The following is a 16,155-nucleotide window of genomic DNA, read 5'->3' on the forward strand; positions in this document are numbered from 1 at the left end:
TGATGAATCCTGCCGCTGACACTTATGTCGAGGAAACCAAGTTTGGTTTCTGGTTTCTCCAAAGCTATGTTTGGCAGCATCACGTTTTGCGTGTCGCTATCAATGATCTCAAGTCTCTGGCTGGCTCGGCTCTACCGACAGCGCCAGTGCTGCTGGATGCAGGTTGTGGCCAAGGCAAGTCATTCAAACTCTTGCAGCAAGCCTTTGCTCCGAGCAAATTAATTGGACTGGACGCCGATCGCCGTAGTTTGCAGTGTTCGCAAGCACAAGCCAGCGATGCCGGTATCGAGGTGCAATTGCTCAGCAGCGACTGCGCGGCGATACAACTGGCGGATGCCAGCGTCGATATTGTGTTTTGTCATCAGACGTTCCACCACTTGGTTGAGCAAGATCAGGCCTTGGCGGAGTTCTACCGAGTACTCAAACCGGGCGGTCTGTTACTGTTTGCCGAATCGACTCGTTTTTATATCGACACCTGGGTAATCCGCTGGCTGTTTCGTCACCCCATGCACGTGCAAAAAACTGCGGAGCAATACCTGCACATGCTGCATAAGCAAGGTTTCGAATTTTCTCCAGAGCAGATTTCATACCCCTATTTATGGTGGAGTCGGGCGAAAGATTTCGGCCTTTTGGAACGCTTGCGCCTGCGTAAACCCAAGCCCGCTGGCGAACGCGACGAAACGTTAGTCAACGTCGTGGCGCGCAAGCCTGTACAGGTACATTTTTGATGAGCCGCAGCTTGATAGTACGCAGTCTGATACTCGGCCTGTGCCTGCTACTGGGGGCTTGCGCAGCGCATACGCCAGTGCCGCCGACAACGCCACAACTGCACAGCCAATTGCCGCTAACCCTACAGGTACAGCGCCAAGCTGAAGCTGGCGGGGAGACTTGGCTGCTGGTCATTCAGGCGCAGGGCTCAACATTACGCTGGTCATTGTTTGACCCAATGGGCACGCCGCTGGCGCGCCAGCAACTGGTCGCGGGCACTTGGCAAAACGAAGGTTTATTACCGCCTAACCCTGCCGCCCGCGAACTGTTCTCCGCTTTGTTATTTGCGCTTAGTACGCCCTCCAGCATTGCTGACAACTATCCTGCGAACAGTTGGCAAATCATCAGCGACACGCAGCGAACGCTGAGCCCCGACTGGCGGATCAGCTACAGTGAACCGCTTGATTTCACCCTTGAGGCAGGCGACCTGACGCGTTATCACGTCACTCAGATTGTCTCGCGTGAGAACCAATGATGCCCAGTTACTTGAACCATTTAGGGGTGATTTGCGCACTCGGCGCCGATACCCAGACAGTCGCCAAAGCCCTGTTCAGTGGCGATACCTCGGGCATGCGCAAACAAGGCGGCTGGGGCACCGGACGAGAGCTGACCCTTGGCGTAGTCAACGGCCAACTGCCACCGATGCCAGCCACAATGGAGGCTGCGCAGAGTCGCAATAATCAGCTGTTGCTGGCCGCTGCGTTGCAAATCGAGCCACATATCCGTCAGGCAATCGAGCAGTTTGGTCGTCATCGAGTGGCGGTGGTGATCGGCACCAGCACCTCGGGAATTGATGAGGCAACACAAAGTATTGGCTTGCATCACGCACAGGGCTCTCTGCCCGCCGACTACTCATACGCACAGCAAGAGATCTCAGCGCCGGCAAATTTTTTAAGCGATTGGCTCGGCCTCTGCGGCCCGGCTTACTGTATCTCCACCGCATGCACCTCAAGTGCACGCGCACTGCTTAGCGCCCATCGTCTACTTCAGCAAGATGTCTGCGATGTGGTGCTCTGCGGCGGCGCAGACAGTCTGTGTGGGCTGACGCTGAATGGCTTCAGTTCACTTGAAGCGGTGAGCGAAGAACGCTGCCAGCCATTCTCACGTAACCGTCAGGGAATCAACATCGGCGAAGGCGCGGCGTTGTTTCTGATGTCTCGTCAACCCAACGTCGGGCAAGCTGAGTCGATTGCCCTGCTCGGTGGCGGCGCATCCTCGGACGCTCATCATATTTCAGCGCCTGAACCGAACGGCATTGGCGCACAGCAAGCCATGCGCGCCGCCCTCAAGGCAGCCAAACTCGAGGCCAGTAACATCGACTATCTAAACCTGCACGGCACCGCGACGCAACATAACGACGCCATGGAGTCGCTGGCGGTACAGGCCGTGTTTCCTGACGGTGTCAATTGCTCTTCAAGCAAAGCACTCAGCGGCCATACGCTCGGCGCAGCAGGGGCGCTGGAGGCGGCTTTTTGCTGGCTGACCCTGAGCGAGCACAACCCAAGCAAACTGGCGCCGCCACATATTTGGGATGGCGCGGCCGACCCGCAACTGCCGCCCATCAAACTTGCTGCACCTGACACCCGGTTCAATACTGCACCGCGCCATGCCATGAGCAACTCCTTTGCCTTTGGCGGCAGTAACGTCAGTCTAATATTAGGAGTCGTGCCATGAGCCTTTTTCCGTTGGCCGAGTTAGTGCCTCATTCCGGCGATATGGTGCTGCTTGATGAGGTCGTACGTTATGACATCGATGAAGTTGAGACCCGCCTGCAGGTAAAAGCCGACGGCCTGTTCAACCAGGAAGATGGCAGCTTACCCGCGTGGCTGGGTGTTGAGTTGATGGCACAGAGCATTGCCGCCTTTGCTGGCTGCCATGCACGCGAAGCGGGCAAAACCATAGCACTGGGTTTTTTGCTCGGCACGCGTAAATTCGAGTGCAATGTTGAGTCCTTCCCGCTAGGTGCAGAGCTGCATATCAAAGCGCTGCGCTCGCTGCAGGATGACAACGGCATGGCGGTTTTCGAGTGTCATCTGACAGGACCGGACATTCACGCAACCGCGCGGCTCAATGTATTCCAGCCACCTAACGCAACCCAGTTTTTAGAAGAATCCGGCGAGGCCGAACAACATGTCTGATCCTATATTAGTAACCGGTTCCAGCCGCGGTATTGGCCGTGCCATTGCCTTACGTCTGGCCCGCGCTGGGCATGATCTGGTTTTGCATTGCCGCACCCGACGTGAAGATGCGCAAGCGGTGCAAGCCGAGATTACCGCGCTGGGGCAAAGTGCCCGGATCATTCAGTTTGATGTAGCCGATCGCACAGCGTGCCGCGAGCAACTGGAAGCCGACATCGAGCAACACGGCGCCTATTACGGCGTGGTATGCAATGCCGGCCTCACCCGTGACGGCGCCTTCCCAGCTCTGAGCGAGGATGATTGGGACCAGGTTTTGCGTACCAACCTGGATGGTTTCTATAACGTCCTGCACCCGCTGACCATGCCAATGATTCGCCGCCGCAAACCCGGCCGGATTGTTTGCATCACCTCGGTTTCCGGGCTGATCGGCAATCGCGGACAAGTCAATTACAGCGCTTCTAAAGCAGGCGTTATTGGCGCCGCAAAGGCCCTCGCCATTGAGCTTGGCAAACGCAAGATCACAGTCAACTGCGTAGCCCCTGGTCTGATCGATACCGACATGCTTGACGAGCATGTGCCGGTAGATGAGTTACTCAAGATGATCCCGGCGCAACGTCTCGGTACACCTGAAGAGGTGGCGGGCGCGGTGAACTTTCTAATGTCAGATGAAGCCGCCTACATCACCCGTCAAGTCCTTGCGGTCAACGGAGGGCTGTGTTGATGACCAACATTAAACAGGTCGCCATTAAACGGGTCGTAGTCACAGGCATGGCGGGTGTCACCTCGCTGGGCGATGACTGGGCCAGCATCGAGGCCAACTTTCGCGCCAGTCGCAGCGGTATTCGGCGCATGGATGAATGGGACACCTATACCGAGCTCAATACGCGTCTAGGTGGGCCAATAGATAACTTCACCACCCCAAAACATTGGACGCGTAAGCAATTACGCAGCATGGGCCGTGTGTCGAAACTGGCGGTATATGCTGCGGAACGGGCACTTGATGACTCCGGCTTATTGGGCGACCCAAGTATTCAGGATGGCCGCATGGGCGTTGCCTGTGGTTCATCAACCGGCAGTACCGAAGAAATCAAAGCCTTCGGCAATATGCTTCTGAACTCGGTGGCCGATGGGCTTAACGCCAACTCATACATTCGCATGATGCCGCATACAACGGCGGCGAACATCAGCATCTTTTTCGGTCTCAAGGGCCGCTTGATTCCAACTTCAAGTGCCTGCACCAGCGGTAGCCAAGGTATCGGTTATGCCTATGAAGCGATCAAGTTCGGACGCCTGCCAATGATGCTGGCCGGTGGTGCCGAAGAGCTGTGCCCGACCGAGGCCATGGTCTTCGATGCGTTGTATGCCACCAGCCTGCAAAATGACGCACCACAAAGCTCACCGCGCCCATACGACGTATCTCGCGATGGCTTGGTCATCGGTGAAGGCGCCGGGATATTGGTTCTTGAAGAGCTTGAGCATGCCCTCGCCCGAGGGGCGCGGATTCATGCAGAGATTGTTGGCTTCGGTTGCAATGCCGATGGTCTGCACATTACCAAACCGGAGCAGACCACCATGCGTCAAGCCATGCAGTTGGCTTTGGATGACGCAGGGCTGGAGCCGCAAGCGATTGGCTATGTAAATGGTCATGGCACTGCAACCGAACAAGGCGACATCGCAGAAACATTGGCCACCAGCAGCTTGTTTGGTGAGCAGATGCCGATCAGCTCACAGAAGAGCTTCTTCGGCCACACCCTTGGCGCTTGCGGCGCGCTGGAGTCGTGGTTCAGCATCGAGATGATGAATCGCGACCAGTACGTGCCGACTCTCAACCTCGACCAAGTGGACGCGCGCTGCGGCCCGCTCGATTATCTACGCGGTGAGTTCCGGCAAATGAGCAACGATCACGTCATGAACAACAACTTCGCCTTTGGCGGGGTTAATACCTCGCTTATTTTCAAGCGCTGGGGCTAGGAGAATATTTCGCGCAGCAACACATAACAGCCATCGATAAGGCTGAACACAACCAACAAGGAAATAACAATGCAAGTTAAACACTGGAGTTTTGCCCTGGCTGTACTGGCTGCCATGCCAAGCATAAGTCAGGCACGCGACACCACCTTGATCCTCGACTTTCATACCGTCGTGGTCGATGCGACTGAAGAGGGTCGTCTCGATGGCAGCGTCAAGTTCTACCTGGCCGGTGAGAAAGTGCCAGGCAAAGCCAGCACGTTGCACGAGGTCGTTACCAATAAAAAAACCAACGCCTTTAACAAATCAGACGATGAGGCGTGCTCCTGGGTTCTGAAGTCTGCGTTGATCGCCTTACAAGATGAGGCCAAGAAAGCCGGGGCCAATGCTGTTGTGGATATCAGCAGTTACTACAAGCGCAAGGAAATGCGCGACAGCAAGAACTATGAATGCCATGCGGGCGCTTTCGTAGCGGGCGTCGCACTCAAGGGCAAGCTCGCCAAGCTCAAGTGAGCAGATACGGCAAGACGCTGCGCGGCTAGACCGCCGCGCAGCAACACAGGTTATTGGTGATACTGCGCCGACAACTCGTGCACAGCTTCCAGGAAGGCGCCTGCGTGGGCTGGATCAACTTCAGGGGTGATGCCATGACCCAGGTTGAAGATGTGGCCCGTACCGTTGCCGTAGCTGGCGAGAATACGCGCAACCTCTTTACGGATCGCGTCAGGCTTGGCGTACAGCACGGTCGGATCCATATTGCCCTGTAGCGCAACCTGATTACCCACTCGCGTACGCGCCTCACCAATATCGCAGCTCCAATCCAGGCCCAGCGCATCAGCGCCAGTCGCAGCCATCGACTCAAGCCACAGGCCGCCATTCTTGGTAAACAGGATAACCGGAACTTTGCGACCTTCGTGTTCACGAATCAGACCACTGACGATCTTCTGCATATAAGCCAGCGAGAACTCCTGATAGGCCGCAGACGACAGGTTGCCGCCCCAGGTATCGAATATCTGTACCGCCTGAGCGCCCGCAAGTATCTGGCCATTGAGGTAAGCGGTGACTGACTGCGCCAGTTTATCCAGCAAGTTGTGCATCGCTTGCGGATTGTCATAAAGCATGGCTTTGGACTTGCGGAAATCCTTCGAGGAACCGCCTTCAACCATGTAGGTGGCTAAAGTCCACGGGCTGCCCGAGAAACCAATCAGCGGCACACGACCATTGAGCTCGCGGCGGATGGTGCGTACGGCATCCATCACGTAGCCGAGGTCTTTCTCCGGGTCAGTCACCTGCAGGGCATCAACATCGGCTGCTGAACTAATGACTTTCTTGAAGCGCGGACCTTCACCTGTTTCAAAATACAAACCCTGACCCATCGCGTGCGGGATAGTCAGAATGTCTGAGAACAGAATGGCAGCGTCGAGCTGTGGATAACGATCCAATGGCTGCAGGGTGACTTCACAGGCGAATTCCGGATTCATCATCAGGCTCATGAAGTCGCCCGCCTTAGCGCGGCTCGCACGGTATTCCGGCAAGTAACGGCCAGCCTGACGCATCATCCACACGGGAGTGACATCAACAGGCTGCTTGAGCAGGGCGCGCAGGAAACGGTCATTTTTCAAGGCTGTCATGTTCAGAGTTCTCGGTAATTCATCAAATTCATTAGCTTTCACAGCCTGCGCGGGGACACTCACAACAGTCCGCAATCGCCAGCAAGAGAAAAAAGTGCGGGTATTTTCGCAGACCACAATGCAAAAGGCACGGCGAGTGCCGTGCCTTTTATCTATCGTGACGATTTGCCGCGTCTGGCCAGGCCAGCAATGGCCTGATTAGACGCCCAGATAGTCGAGAATACCTTCAGCGGCATTACGGCCTTCGAAGATCGCCGTCACCACCAGATCAGAACCGCGAACCATATCGCCACCGGCGAAAATTTTCGGGTTGCTGGTCTGGTGCTTGAAGGTGCTCTGCTCTGGCGCAATCACCCGGCCTTGGCTGTCGGTTTCAATTTCAAACTGAGCAAACCAAGGCGCCGGGCTTGGACGGAAGCCGAACGCGATCAACACCGACTCAGCCGGGATGATCTCTTCCGAACCCGGAATAGGCTCAGGGCTACGACGGCCACGAGCGTCTGGCTCACCAAGACGGGTTTCAACCACCTTGACGCCTTCAACCTTGTCTTCACCGACAATGGCGATGGGCTGACGGTTGAACAGGAACTTGACCCCTTCTTCCTTGGCGTTCTTCACTTCTTTACGCGAACCCGGCATGTTCTCTTCGTCACGACGATAAGCACAGGTCACGGACTTGGCGCCTTGACGGATCGAGGTGCGGTTACAGTCCATGGCGGTATCACCGCCACCGAGCACGACAATGCGCTTGCCCTTCATGTCGATAAAGTCTTCTGGCGACTTCTCGAAACCGAGGTTGCGATTAACGTTGGCGATCAGGAAATCCAATGCATCGTGTACACCCGGCAAGTCTTCGCCCGGGAAACCACCTTTCATGTAGGTGTAGGTGCCCATGCCCATGAATACGGCGTCGTATTCGGCAAGCAGCTCATCCATGCTGATGTCTTTACCGATTTCGGTATTGAGACGGAACTCGATGCCCATGCCGGTGAAAACTTCACGGCGGTGGCTAAGCACGGTTTTTTCCAGCTTGAATTCAGGAATACCAAAAGTCAGCAGGCCGCCGATTTCCGGGTTCTTGTCGAACACCACTGGCGTCACACCGCTGCGCACTAATACGTCTGCACAACCCAGTCCCGCAGGCCCAGCACCAATCACAGCAACACGTTTGCCAGTCAGTTGAACACCGGACATATCCGGGCGCCAGCCCATGGCGAAAGCGGTATCGGTGATGTACTTCTCGACCGAACCAATGGTCACCGCGCCGAAACCATCGTTAAGGGTGCAAGCCCCTTCACAGAGACGGTCTTGTGGGCATACACGACCACAAACTTCCGGCAATGTGTTGGTTTGGTGCGACAGCTCAGCAGCGGCCAGAATGTTGCCTTCTGATACCAGCTTCAACCAGTTAGGGATGAAGTTGTGCACCGGGCATTTCCATTCGCAATATGGATTACCGCAGCCCAGGCAACGATGCGCCTGATCGGCAGCAACCGCCGGTTTGAAGTTGTCGTAAATTTCGACAAATTCTTTTTTGCGTTGACGCAACAGCTTCTTCTTTGGGTCTTTACGCCCAACTTCGATGAACTGGAAGTCGTTATTCAGACGTTCAGTCATTTCAAAACCTCTCAACAGCATGCGCTCGGTTTAAAGCGGCGCAGCAAGACAATCACGGTGAGCGGCTGGCCTAAGTATTCAGGTCAGCCGCTTGAAGCTGTTTTATTGCGGGTTAGCACGCATGCTCGACAGCAGGGACTTGAGGCTCGCAGCCTTCGGCTTGACCAACCAGAACTTACGCAAGTAGTCGTCCAGGTTTTCTAGCAGATTAGCGCCCCACTCACTGGCTGTTTCAGCGACATACTCAGCCAACACAGCTTGCAGGTGGCTACGATAGGCCTCCATCGCTTCACTGTTGATGCGCTGGATTTCGACCAGCTCATGGTTGACCTTGTCGTAGAAGCTGTTGTCCAGATCAAGCACGTAAGCGAAGCCGCCGGTCATGCCCGAACCGAAGTTGTAGCCAGTTTTGCCCAGCACACAGATGAAACCGCCGGTCATGTATTCGCAGCAATGGTCGCCCGTGCCTTCAACAACCGCATGGGCACCCGAGTTACGCACGCCAAAACGCTCGCCAGCAGTGCCAGCGGCAAACAGCTTGCCGCCGGTGGCGCCGTACAGGCAGGTGTTGCCGATGATGGCGCTGTCCTGCGTTGCAAACGGGCTGCCTTGTGGTGGCGTGATCACCAGCTTACCGCCGGTCATGCCTTTACCGACGTAGTCGTTGGCATCACCTTGCAGGTACATGTTCAAGCCACCAGCGTTCCACACCCCAAAACTCTGACCGGCAGTGCCTTTGAAGCGGAAGGTAATCGGCGCCTTGGCCATGCCTTGGTTGCCGTGCTTACGGGCAATTTCACCGGAGACACGGGCACCAATCGAACGGTCGCAGTTACAGATGTCGAGTTCGAACTCGGCGCCACTGGCTGACTCGATTGCCGCGCTCGCCAACTCAACCATTTTCTCTGCAAGCAGACCTTGGTCAAATGGCGGGTTGCGCTCAACAGTGCAGAACTGCGGCTTGTCGGCCGGAATCAGGTCACTGCCGAGCAGCGGACTGATATCCAGATTGTTCTGCTTGGCCGTTTCACCCGGCAGGATGTCCAGCAAATCGGTACGACCAATCAGCTCTTCCAGGCTGCTAACGCCAACCAGCGCCAACCATTCACGGGTTTCTTCGGCCACGAACTTGAAGAAGTTCATGACCATTTCAACCGTACCGATGAAGTGGTCTTTACGCAGTTTGTCGTTCTGGGTCGCAACACCGGTCGCACAGTTATTGAGGTGACAAATACGCAAGTATTTGCAGCCCAGTGCGATCATTGGAGCAGTACCAAAACCGAAGCTTTCAGCACCGAGAATCGCTGCCTTGATCACATCAAGACCGGTCTTCAAGCCGCCGTCAGTCTGCACCCGAACCTTGCCACGCAGATCGTTACCGCGCAGGGTTTGGTGAGTTTCCGCCAAGCCCAGCTCCCACGGAGCGCCCGCATACTTGATTGAGGTCAGTGGCGATGCACCCGTGCCGCCGTCGTAACCAGAAATGGTGATCAGGTCAGCGTAGGCTTTAGCCACACCCGCCGCGATCGTTCCAACGCCAGCCTCGGCCACCAACTTGACCGAAACCAGCGCAGATGGATTGACCTGCTTGAGGTCATAGATCAGCTGGGCCAAGTCTTCAATCGAGTAGATATCGTGGTGCGGCGGAGGCGAAATCAAGGTGACGCCCGGCACAGCGTAACGCAGACGCGCAATCAAACCGTTAACTTTACCGCCCGGCAACTGACCGCCCTCGCCCGGCTTGGCGCCTTGGGCAACTTTGATCTGCAGCACCTCGGCATTGACCAGGTATTCCGGAGTAACACCGAAACGACCGGTTGCGACTTGCTTGATCTTCGACGTGCGGATGGTGCCGTAACGCGCAGGATCTTCACCGCCTTCACCGGAGTTGGAACGCGCGCCCAGACGGTTCATCGCTTCAGCGATAGCTTCGTGTGCTTCTGGCGACAATGCACCCAGCGAAATGCCCGCCGAGTCAAAGCGCTTGAAGATCGACTCCAACGGTTCAACCTGATCAAGGCTCAATGGCTTGTCGGCCAGTTTCAGCTTGAGCAGGTCACGAATCATCGACACCGGCCGGGTATCGACCAACGCGCTGTATTCCTTGTACTTCTCGTAGTTACCTTGCTGCACAGCAACCTGAAGGGTATTGACCACATCAGGGTTGTAAGCATGGTATTCGCCGCCGTGGACGAACTTCAGCAAGCCACCTTGCTGGATCGGCTTACGGTTACTCCAGGCTTCATTAGCCAGCAGTTTTTGTTCGGCTTCAATATCAACAAAGCGCGCACCCTTGATGCGACTGGCAACGCCGCGGAAGCTCATGTTAACCACTTCATCGGACAAACCAACTGCTTCAAACAACTGCGCACCGCGATACGAGGCAACTGTCGAAATACCCATCTTCGAGAGGATCTTCAACAGGCCTTTGGAAATGCCTTTGCGGTAGTGCTTGAACACTTCATACAGGTCGCCGAGGACTTCACCGGTGCGGATCAGATCACCCAGCACTTCGTAAGCCAGGAACGGATAAACCGCCGAAGCACCGAAGCCGAGCAACACCGCATAGTGATGCGGGTCACGCGCGGTGGCTGTTTCGACCAGAATGTTGCAGTCACAGCGCAGGCCTTTCTCGGTCAAACGGTGGTGCACCGCGCCAACAACTAAAGAGGCATGCGCCGGTAATTTACCCGGTGCGATGTTGCGGTCACTGAGCACCAGCAACACTTTACCTGAACGCACGGCTTCTTCTGCCTGATCAGCCATGTTGCTGACCGCAGCCTGTAAGCCGATGCTTTCGTCATAGTTCATGTCGATGAAATGACGTTCAAAACCTGGGCTATCCAGGTTCATCAAGGTGCGCCACTTGGCTGGCGAGATGACTGGCGAGCTGAGGATTACGCGAGTGGCGTGCTCTGGCGACTCTTCGAAGATATTGCGCTCGGCACCGAGGCAAATCTCCAGCGACATCACGATGGCTTCACGCAGCGGGTCGATCGGCGGGTTTGTCACTTGCGCGAACTGCTGACGGAAGTAGTCATACGTCGAGCGCACACGCTGCGACAACACGGCCATTGGCGTGTCATCGCCCATCGAGCCAACGGCTTCCTGACCTTGCTCACCGAGCGGGCGCAGGACTTGGTCGCGCTCCTCAAAGGTCACCTGATACATTTTCATGTATTGCTTCAGGCGATCCGCCGAGTAGAAGTCTGAACCGTGGTCGTGGTCGTCCATGGTTGCTTGAACCCGCAAACCGCTCTTACGCAACCATTGCTTGTATGGGTGACGTGACTTCAAGCGATTGTCGATGTCTTCGGCGTTGAGCACCTGGCCGGTCTCGGTATCGACAGCCAGCACCTGGCCCGGACCAACACGTCCTTTGGCGATCACATCTTCCGGTTTGTAATCCCACACACCGATTTCCGATGCGAGAGTGATGTAGCCATTCGAGGTGGTCACCCAACGCGCCGGACGCAGACCGTTACGGTCAAGCAGACACACGGCATAGCGGCCGTCGGTCAGCACTACGCCAGCCGGGCCATCCCAAGGTTCCATGTGCATGGAGTTGTATTCATAGAACGCGCGCAAATCGGCGTCCATGGTTTCAACGTTCTGCCACGCAGGCGGAATGATCATACGCACGCCACGGAACAGGTCGATACCGCCGGTGACCATTAACTCGAGCATGTTGTCCATGCTCGACGAGTCCGAACCGACGCGGTTAACCAGCGGGCCCAACTCATCAAGGTCGGGAATCAAGCCATTGGCGAACTTGGTGCGACGCGCCTGCGCCCAGTTACGGTTGCCGGTAATAGTGTTGATTTCGCCGTTGTGCGCCAAGAAGCGGAACGGCTGCGCCAACGGCCATTTCGGCAGTGTGTTGGTCGAGAAGCGTTGGTGGAAAACGCAAATGGCGGTCTGCAAGCGCTCATCACCCAGGTCCGGGTAGAACTGCTGCAAGTCAGCCGGCATCATCAGGCCTTTATAGATGATGGTCTTGTGCGAGAAGCTGCAGATGTAGTGCTCGGTGTCTTGCGCATTGGCGACCGAGGAGCGACGGCGTGCGCAGAACAGTTTGATCGCAAACTGTTGATCGCTGAGCCCTTCACCACCAATGAACACCTGCTCGATCTGCGGCAAGCGCTCAAGTGCCAGCCTGCCTAATACGCTGGTGTCGACCGGCACTTTTCGCCAGCCAATCAGACTCAGACCTGCGGCCAGAATCTCTTTATTCATATTCTCGCGGGCAGCGTCAGCTTTTGCCGAGTCTTGGTTTAAGAAGACCATGCCGACGGCGTATTGCTCGGGCAACTCAACAGACAACTGCTCCTGAGCAATAGCTCGCAGGAACGCGTCAGGCTTCTGCATCAACAGACCACAGCCATCGCCAGTCTTACCGTCAGCGTTGATCCCACCACGGTGGGTCATGCATGTCAGGGCTTCGATAGCAGTCTGGAGCAGGTGATGGCTAGCCTCGCCCTGCATATGGGCAATCAGGCCGAAGCCGCAGTTATCCTTGAACTCATCAGGACGGTACAAACCTGCTTTCATAGGGACTCTCACCAGGCGGCCTCCTTTTTTAGGGAGGTAATTGCTTTCTAATTCAACAACTTACCGTACGCGCAGGGCATTGCTCCAGCTTTGCGCAGGCAAAAGGGTGGTCATTGTACATAGCCGATCGGATCGTCACAAATTTTAGTGACGATCTAATGCAATCATATGTCGCGAAAACGATGTTTTAGACCAGGCAGTCGTGCTAACGACTGTCTGGTCATGTCGATCCAGGCCGCGTGATTAACGAGCTTGAGCGATTTCTAGCTTGATACTGGCAAACGTACGCGGCCAGGGTTTACCCGCCTGTACTTTCGTCGGCATTTTACTAATGGCGGCTTTTGCTGCGTCCGCCGTGGCAAAACTACCATAGGTTACAACGTACAGTGGCTTCCCTTGGTAGAGTTTCTTGAAGTAGTGATACTCGCTGCCATTCTCACTGACAAAAGCCTTGGCGTTGCTTTCAGCACTGGTTCCCACTACTTGCAAGGTGTAGCGCGACCCAGCCTGATCGGCATACCAACCCGTTACATTTGCAGGCTTTGCTGCAGGCGTTGCTGTTTCTGGCTTAGGTGCAGGCTTAGCTTCGGGCTTGGCGGCTTCTGCTGTTTTCACCGGGGTAACAGGAACCGCAGGGGGCACTTGCTCACGTGTATCGACCAATAAGCGCGGATTAGCTTCCGGAGTGGGTGCGGCAACCGTTTCATCTTGCGGCTCTGCAGGCGTCTCAGCCTCTTGCGCCTGATTATTGCTCACAGCATCAGCCGACTGCGCCTCGCCACCGAGCGGCAGGGGCTTCGGTTCGCCAGAACCGGCAAACTCAATGGCTGGTGCACCAGAGTCGCCATTTTGAGTGGCGGTCTCAGTTGCTGGCTCAGTCACCGGCATCTGCGGCTGAGCATTTTCTGCTGGCGCCTGGGCCTGGCCCTCCGGCATTGCTGGCTGGTCACGCCCTTGCATCATCCAGGCAACCAACACACCAACAACAACGACAGCCAATGCCAACATGTGCTTACGCGGCATGTTGAACGAGAAACCAGAGCTCTTGCCTGCAGTTCGCTTGGCCTGCATGGCATCAACCAATACCTCACGCGCGGCCAGATTGATCGCACCCGGCCAGCCTTCGGACTGCTCATAAATCGTCGTGAGCTGCTCCTCTGTGAAAACCTCCAGCCCTTGCGCTGCACCTTCCAGGCGCTGCGCAAGGTATTCGTGCGTTTCTTCTTCGGTGTAAGGCTGCAATTCAATGACGTGGAAGCACTCTTCACCATCAGCCACCTGATCAAACCGTGGCAGCATCGCAGTTTCAGCGAACAGGAATACATGCGGGCGTCCTTCTGGGCCGCCAGCAGCCAAGGTCACCAAGTTGCGCAAGTCGCCATCACTGAGCTGCTCAGCATCATCAACCAGTACATAGACTTCTTGACCAGTGATGGCCAGCTGACCGATTTGCGCCAAGATAGACTGCATATCAGGCTGGGCAACCTGCAAGCCTTGAGCGACCTGACGCAACACGCCCATGCCTTCACCGGCATTTTGCGTGACAACTACGCTGAGCACCGCCTGCTTATTGGTGCTGGCAACCAGCGCTTGACGCAAAAGCGTCTTGCCACTGCCTTGAGGGCCAGTGACGGCAAGCAGCAACTGGCTATAACGCGCCAAATGATGCAATTGACCGAGCACGGGCTTGCGCTGCGCCGGGAAGAACTTGAAGCCGGGCACCCGCGCTGCAAATGGGTCATGGCTAAATTGGTAATGGTCGAGGAACGCCTCGTCAGCGTGCAAACTAGTCATGGGGGCACTCTTTAATTTTTTAGCTGTTCAGCCATCGCTGCATAATCGGCGCTTAGCGTGGCACTTAAAATTTCACGTGGATACTCACTGGTAATCACGGCGTCACCCATCTTCCGGAGCAACACTAACCTCAGCTGACCATCGAGTACTTTCTTATCGACAGCCATATGCTCAAGAAAGTGCTCCGGCGTCATAACTTTCGGCGGCACTACAGGTAAGCCTGCGGCCTGAAACAGGCGAATGGCTCGATCACGTTCTGCAGGCTCGATCCAGCCCAAACGCGTCGACATCTCCAGCGCCATGACAGTGCCCGCTGCAACAGCTTCACCATGCAGCCACACACCATAGCCCATGTGCGTCTCGATCGCATGGCCGAAGGTATGCCCCAAATTAAGCGTCGCTCGTAACCCTGACTCACGTTCATCGGCGGCGACTATACGCGCCTTTGCAGCACAAGAGCGCTGAATTGCTTCAGTTAAAGCTGTTTGATCCAACTCACGCAGTGCAGACATGTTCACTTCCAGCCACTGCAGGAAGGGCTCATCACAAATCAACCCGTACTTGATCACTTCAGCCAAACCCGCAGAAAGCTCACGCTGCGGCAAGGTCACCAGGCTTTTAGTATCAATCAATACCGCCTGCGGCTGATAAAACGCACCAACCATGTTCTTGCCCAGCGGGTGGTTGATTCCGGTTTTGCCACCAACCGATGAATCCACCTGGGACAACAAGGTTGTTGGAATCTGGATAAAGTTGACCCCACGCTGATAGCACGCAGCGGCAAAGCCTGCCATATCACCAACAACCCCGCCGCCCAGCGCAACAATTGTCGTACGCCGGTCATGCCGCGCAGTCAAAAGCCCGTCAAAAATCTGCTGGAGCACTTCCCAGGTTTTAAAGGCTTCGCCATCCGGCAGAACAACCGAAGTCACACTAAAACCATTGAGCGCAGTTTCCAACGCCTGTAGATACAGGGGCGCGATGGTCTCGTTGGTGACGATCGCCACCTGGCGACCGGCAATATGCTGAGCCAGCAGTTGCGGCTGCACAAGCAGGTCTGCACCGATATAAATAGGGTAACTACGCTCACCGAGCTCGACTTGAAGAATTTGCATGCAGCCCCCTGTCAGGAAAGGGCTCTAGGATAGCGCAGTTCTCGCTGCGCTTTAACGGGGAGGAAGCGCTTCTAGTCGCTCAAGTATCTCTTGCACGACCATTCGCGGGGGGCGTTCATCGGTTTCGATGACAATATCCGCGATTTCACGGTACAGAGGATCACGTAAAGCGAGCAAGTCGCGCAGCACTTTACCCGGATCAAGAGTACGCAACAGCGGTCGATTACGGTCTCGTGCGGTCCGATTGATTTGCTGCTCAACTGAGGCATGCAAATAAACCACTCTGCCGCCCTGGTGCAAAGCAGCACGATTCTCAGGACGCATGACAGCACCACCACCGGTGGCCAGCACCATGCCCTGAGACTCGCACAGCTCAACGATTACCGACTGCTCACGCTCACGAAAACCCTGCTCACCTTCAACATCAAAGATCCAGGGAATATCTGCTCCAGTACGGTGCTCGATTTCTTTATCAGAATCTTTAAACGGTAAACGAAGTTCTTTAGCTAGCAAACGCCCGATGGTGCTTTTTCCAGCGCCCATCGGGCCAACAAGTATCAGATTTTGCACTTA

General features: G+C 55.7%; 13 protein-coding genes. 7 read left to right on the forward strand and 6 right to left on the reverse strand.

Annotation, left to right across the window (positions count from 1 at the left end; all coding sequences use genetic code 11):
- Nucleotides 1-2: 2 nt before the first annotated feature.
- The 7 genes from ACN0UH_RS09420 to ACN0UH_RS09450 all read left to right on the forward strand — a co-directional run bounded on the left by ACN0UH_RS09420 (nt 3) and on the right by ACN0UH_RS09450 (nt 5,387).
- Nucleotides 3-728, forward strand: coding sequence for a class I SAM-dependent methyltransferase (locus tag ACN0UH_RS09420; RefSeq protein WP_417661822.1), 726 nt, complete (start codon nt 3-5; stop codon nt 726-728).
- Between the two features lie 14 nt (nt 729-742).
- The gene (locus tag ACN0UH_RS09425; RefSeq protein WP_417661922.1) at nt 743-1,243 is read left to right on the forward strand and encodes a hypothetical protein; all 501 of its coding nucleotides are present in this window, start codon (nt 743-745) and stop codon (nt 1,241-1,243) included.
- Nucleotides 1,243-2,442, forward strand: a complete 1,200-nt coding sequence (locus ACN0UH_RS09430; protein WP_417661823.1) for a beta-ketoacyl-[acyl-carrier-protein] synthase family protein — start codon at nt 1,243-1,245, stop codon at nt 2,440-2,442. The genes ACN0UH_RS09425 and ACN0UH_RS09430 overlap by 1 nt, the downstream gene beginning before the upstream one ends.
- On the forward strand, nt 2,439-2,906 hold the full coding sequence (locus ACN0UH_RS09435; protein ID WP_417661824.1) for a 3-hydroxylacyl-ACP dehydratase: 468 nt from the start codon (nt 2,439-2,441) through the stop codon (nt 2,904-2,906). Before ACN0UH_RS09430 ends, ACN0UH_RS09435 begins: the two co-directional genes overlap by 4 nt.
- The gene (gene fabG, locus ACN0UH_RS09440; protein WP_417661825.1) at nt 2,899-3,627 is read left to right on the forward strand and encodes a 3-oxoacyl-ACP reductase FabG; all 729 of its coding nucleotides are present in this window, start codon (nt 2,899-2,901) and stop codon (nt 3,625-3,627) included. The genes ACN0UH_RS09435 and fabG overlap by 8 nt, the downstream gene beginning before the upstream one ends.
- Before the next feature lie 23 nt (nt 3,628-3,650).
- Nucleotides 3,651-4,877, forward strand: a complete 1,227-nt coding sequence (locus ACN0UH_RS09445; protein ID WP_417661923.1) for a beta-ketoacyl-ACP synthase — start codon at nt 3,651-3,653, stop codon at nt 4,875-4,877.
- Between the two features lie 69 nt (nt 4,878-4,946).
- Complete coding sequence (locus ACN0UH_RS09450; protein ID WP_417661826.1) at nt 4,947-5,387, forward strand: excinuclease; 441 nt, start codon at nt 4,947-4,949, stop codon at nt 5,385-5,387.
- Between the two features lie 50 nt (nt 5,388-5,437).
- Here the strand turns inward: ACN0UH_RS09450 and hemE are convergent, their stop codons facing one another.
- From hemE to aroK, 6 genes are all read right to left on the reverse strand, one after another.
- A complete protein-coding gene (gene hemE, locus ACN0UH_RS09455) occupies nt 5,438-6,505 on the reverse strand; it encodes a uroporphyrinogen decarboxylase (protein ID WP_417661827.1) in 1,068 nt (355 codons plus the stop codon).
- 198 nt (nt 6,506-6,703) lie between these two features.
- The gene (locus tag ACN0UH_RS09460; protein WP_417661828.1) at nt 6,704-8,122 is read right to left on the reverse strand and encodes an FAD-dependent oxidoreductase; all 1,419 of its coding nucleotides are present in this window, start codon (nt 8,120-8,122) and stop codon (nt 6,704-6,706) included.
- Between the two features lie 102 nt (nt 8,123-8,224).
- Nucleotides 8,225-12,673, reverse strand: coding sequence for a glutamate synthase large subunit (gltB, locus tag ACN0UH_RS09465; protein WP_417661924.1), 4,449 nt, complete (start codon nt 12,671-12,673; stop codon nt 8,225-8,227).
- 243 nt (nt 12,674-12,916) lie between these two features.
- Nucleotides 12,917-14,467 carry an AAA family ATPase gene (locus tag ACN0UH_RS09470; protein WP_417661829.1) on the reverse strand — a complete coding sequence of 517 codons (1,551 nt, stop codon included), beginning with the start codon at nt 14,465-14,467 and terminating at the stop codon, nt 12,917-12,919.
- An 11-nt stretch (nt 14,468-14,478) separates the two neighbouring features.
- Nucleotides 14,479-15,582 carry a 3-dehydroquinate synthase gene (gene aroB / locus ACN0UH_RS09475; protein ID WP_417661830.1) on the reverse strand — a complete coding sequence of 368 codons (1,104 nt, stop codon included), beginning with the start codon at nt 15,580-15,582 and terminating at the stop codon, nt 14,479-14,481.
- Between the two features lie 51 nt (nt 15,583-15,633).
- The gene (gene aroK, locus ACN0UH_RS09480) at nt 15,634-16,152 is read right to left on the reverse strand and encodes a shikimate kinase AroK (RefSeq protein WP_087518463.1); all 519 of its coding nucleotides are present in this window, start codon (nt 16,150-16,152) and stop codon (nt 15,634-15,636) included.
- Nucleotides 16,153-16,155: the final 3 nt, after the last annotated feature.

The sequence above is a fragment of the Pseudomonas sp. genome (assembly GCF_048265905.1).
In the GTDB taxonomy this organism is placed as follows: Bacteria; Pseudomonadota; Gammaproteobacteria; order Pseudomonadales; family Pseudomonadaceae; genus Aquipseudomonas.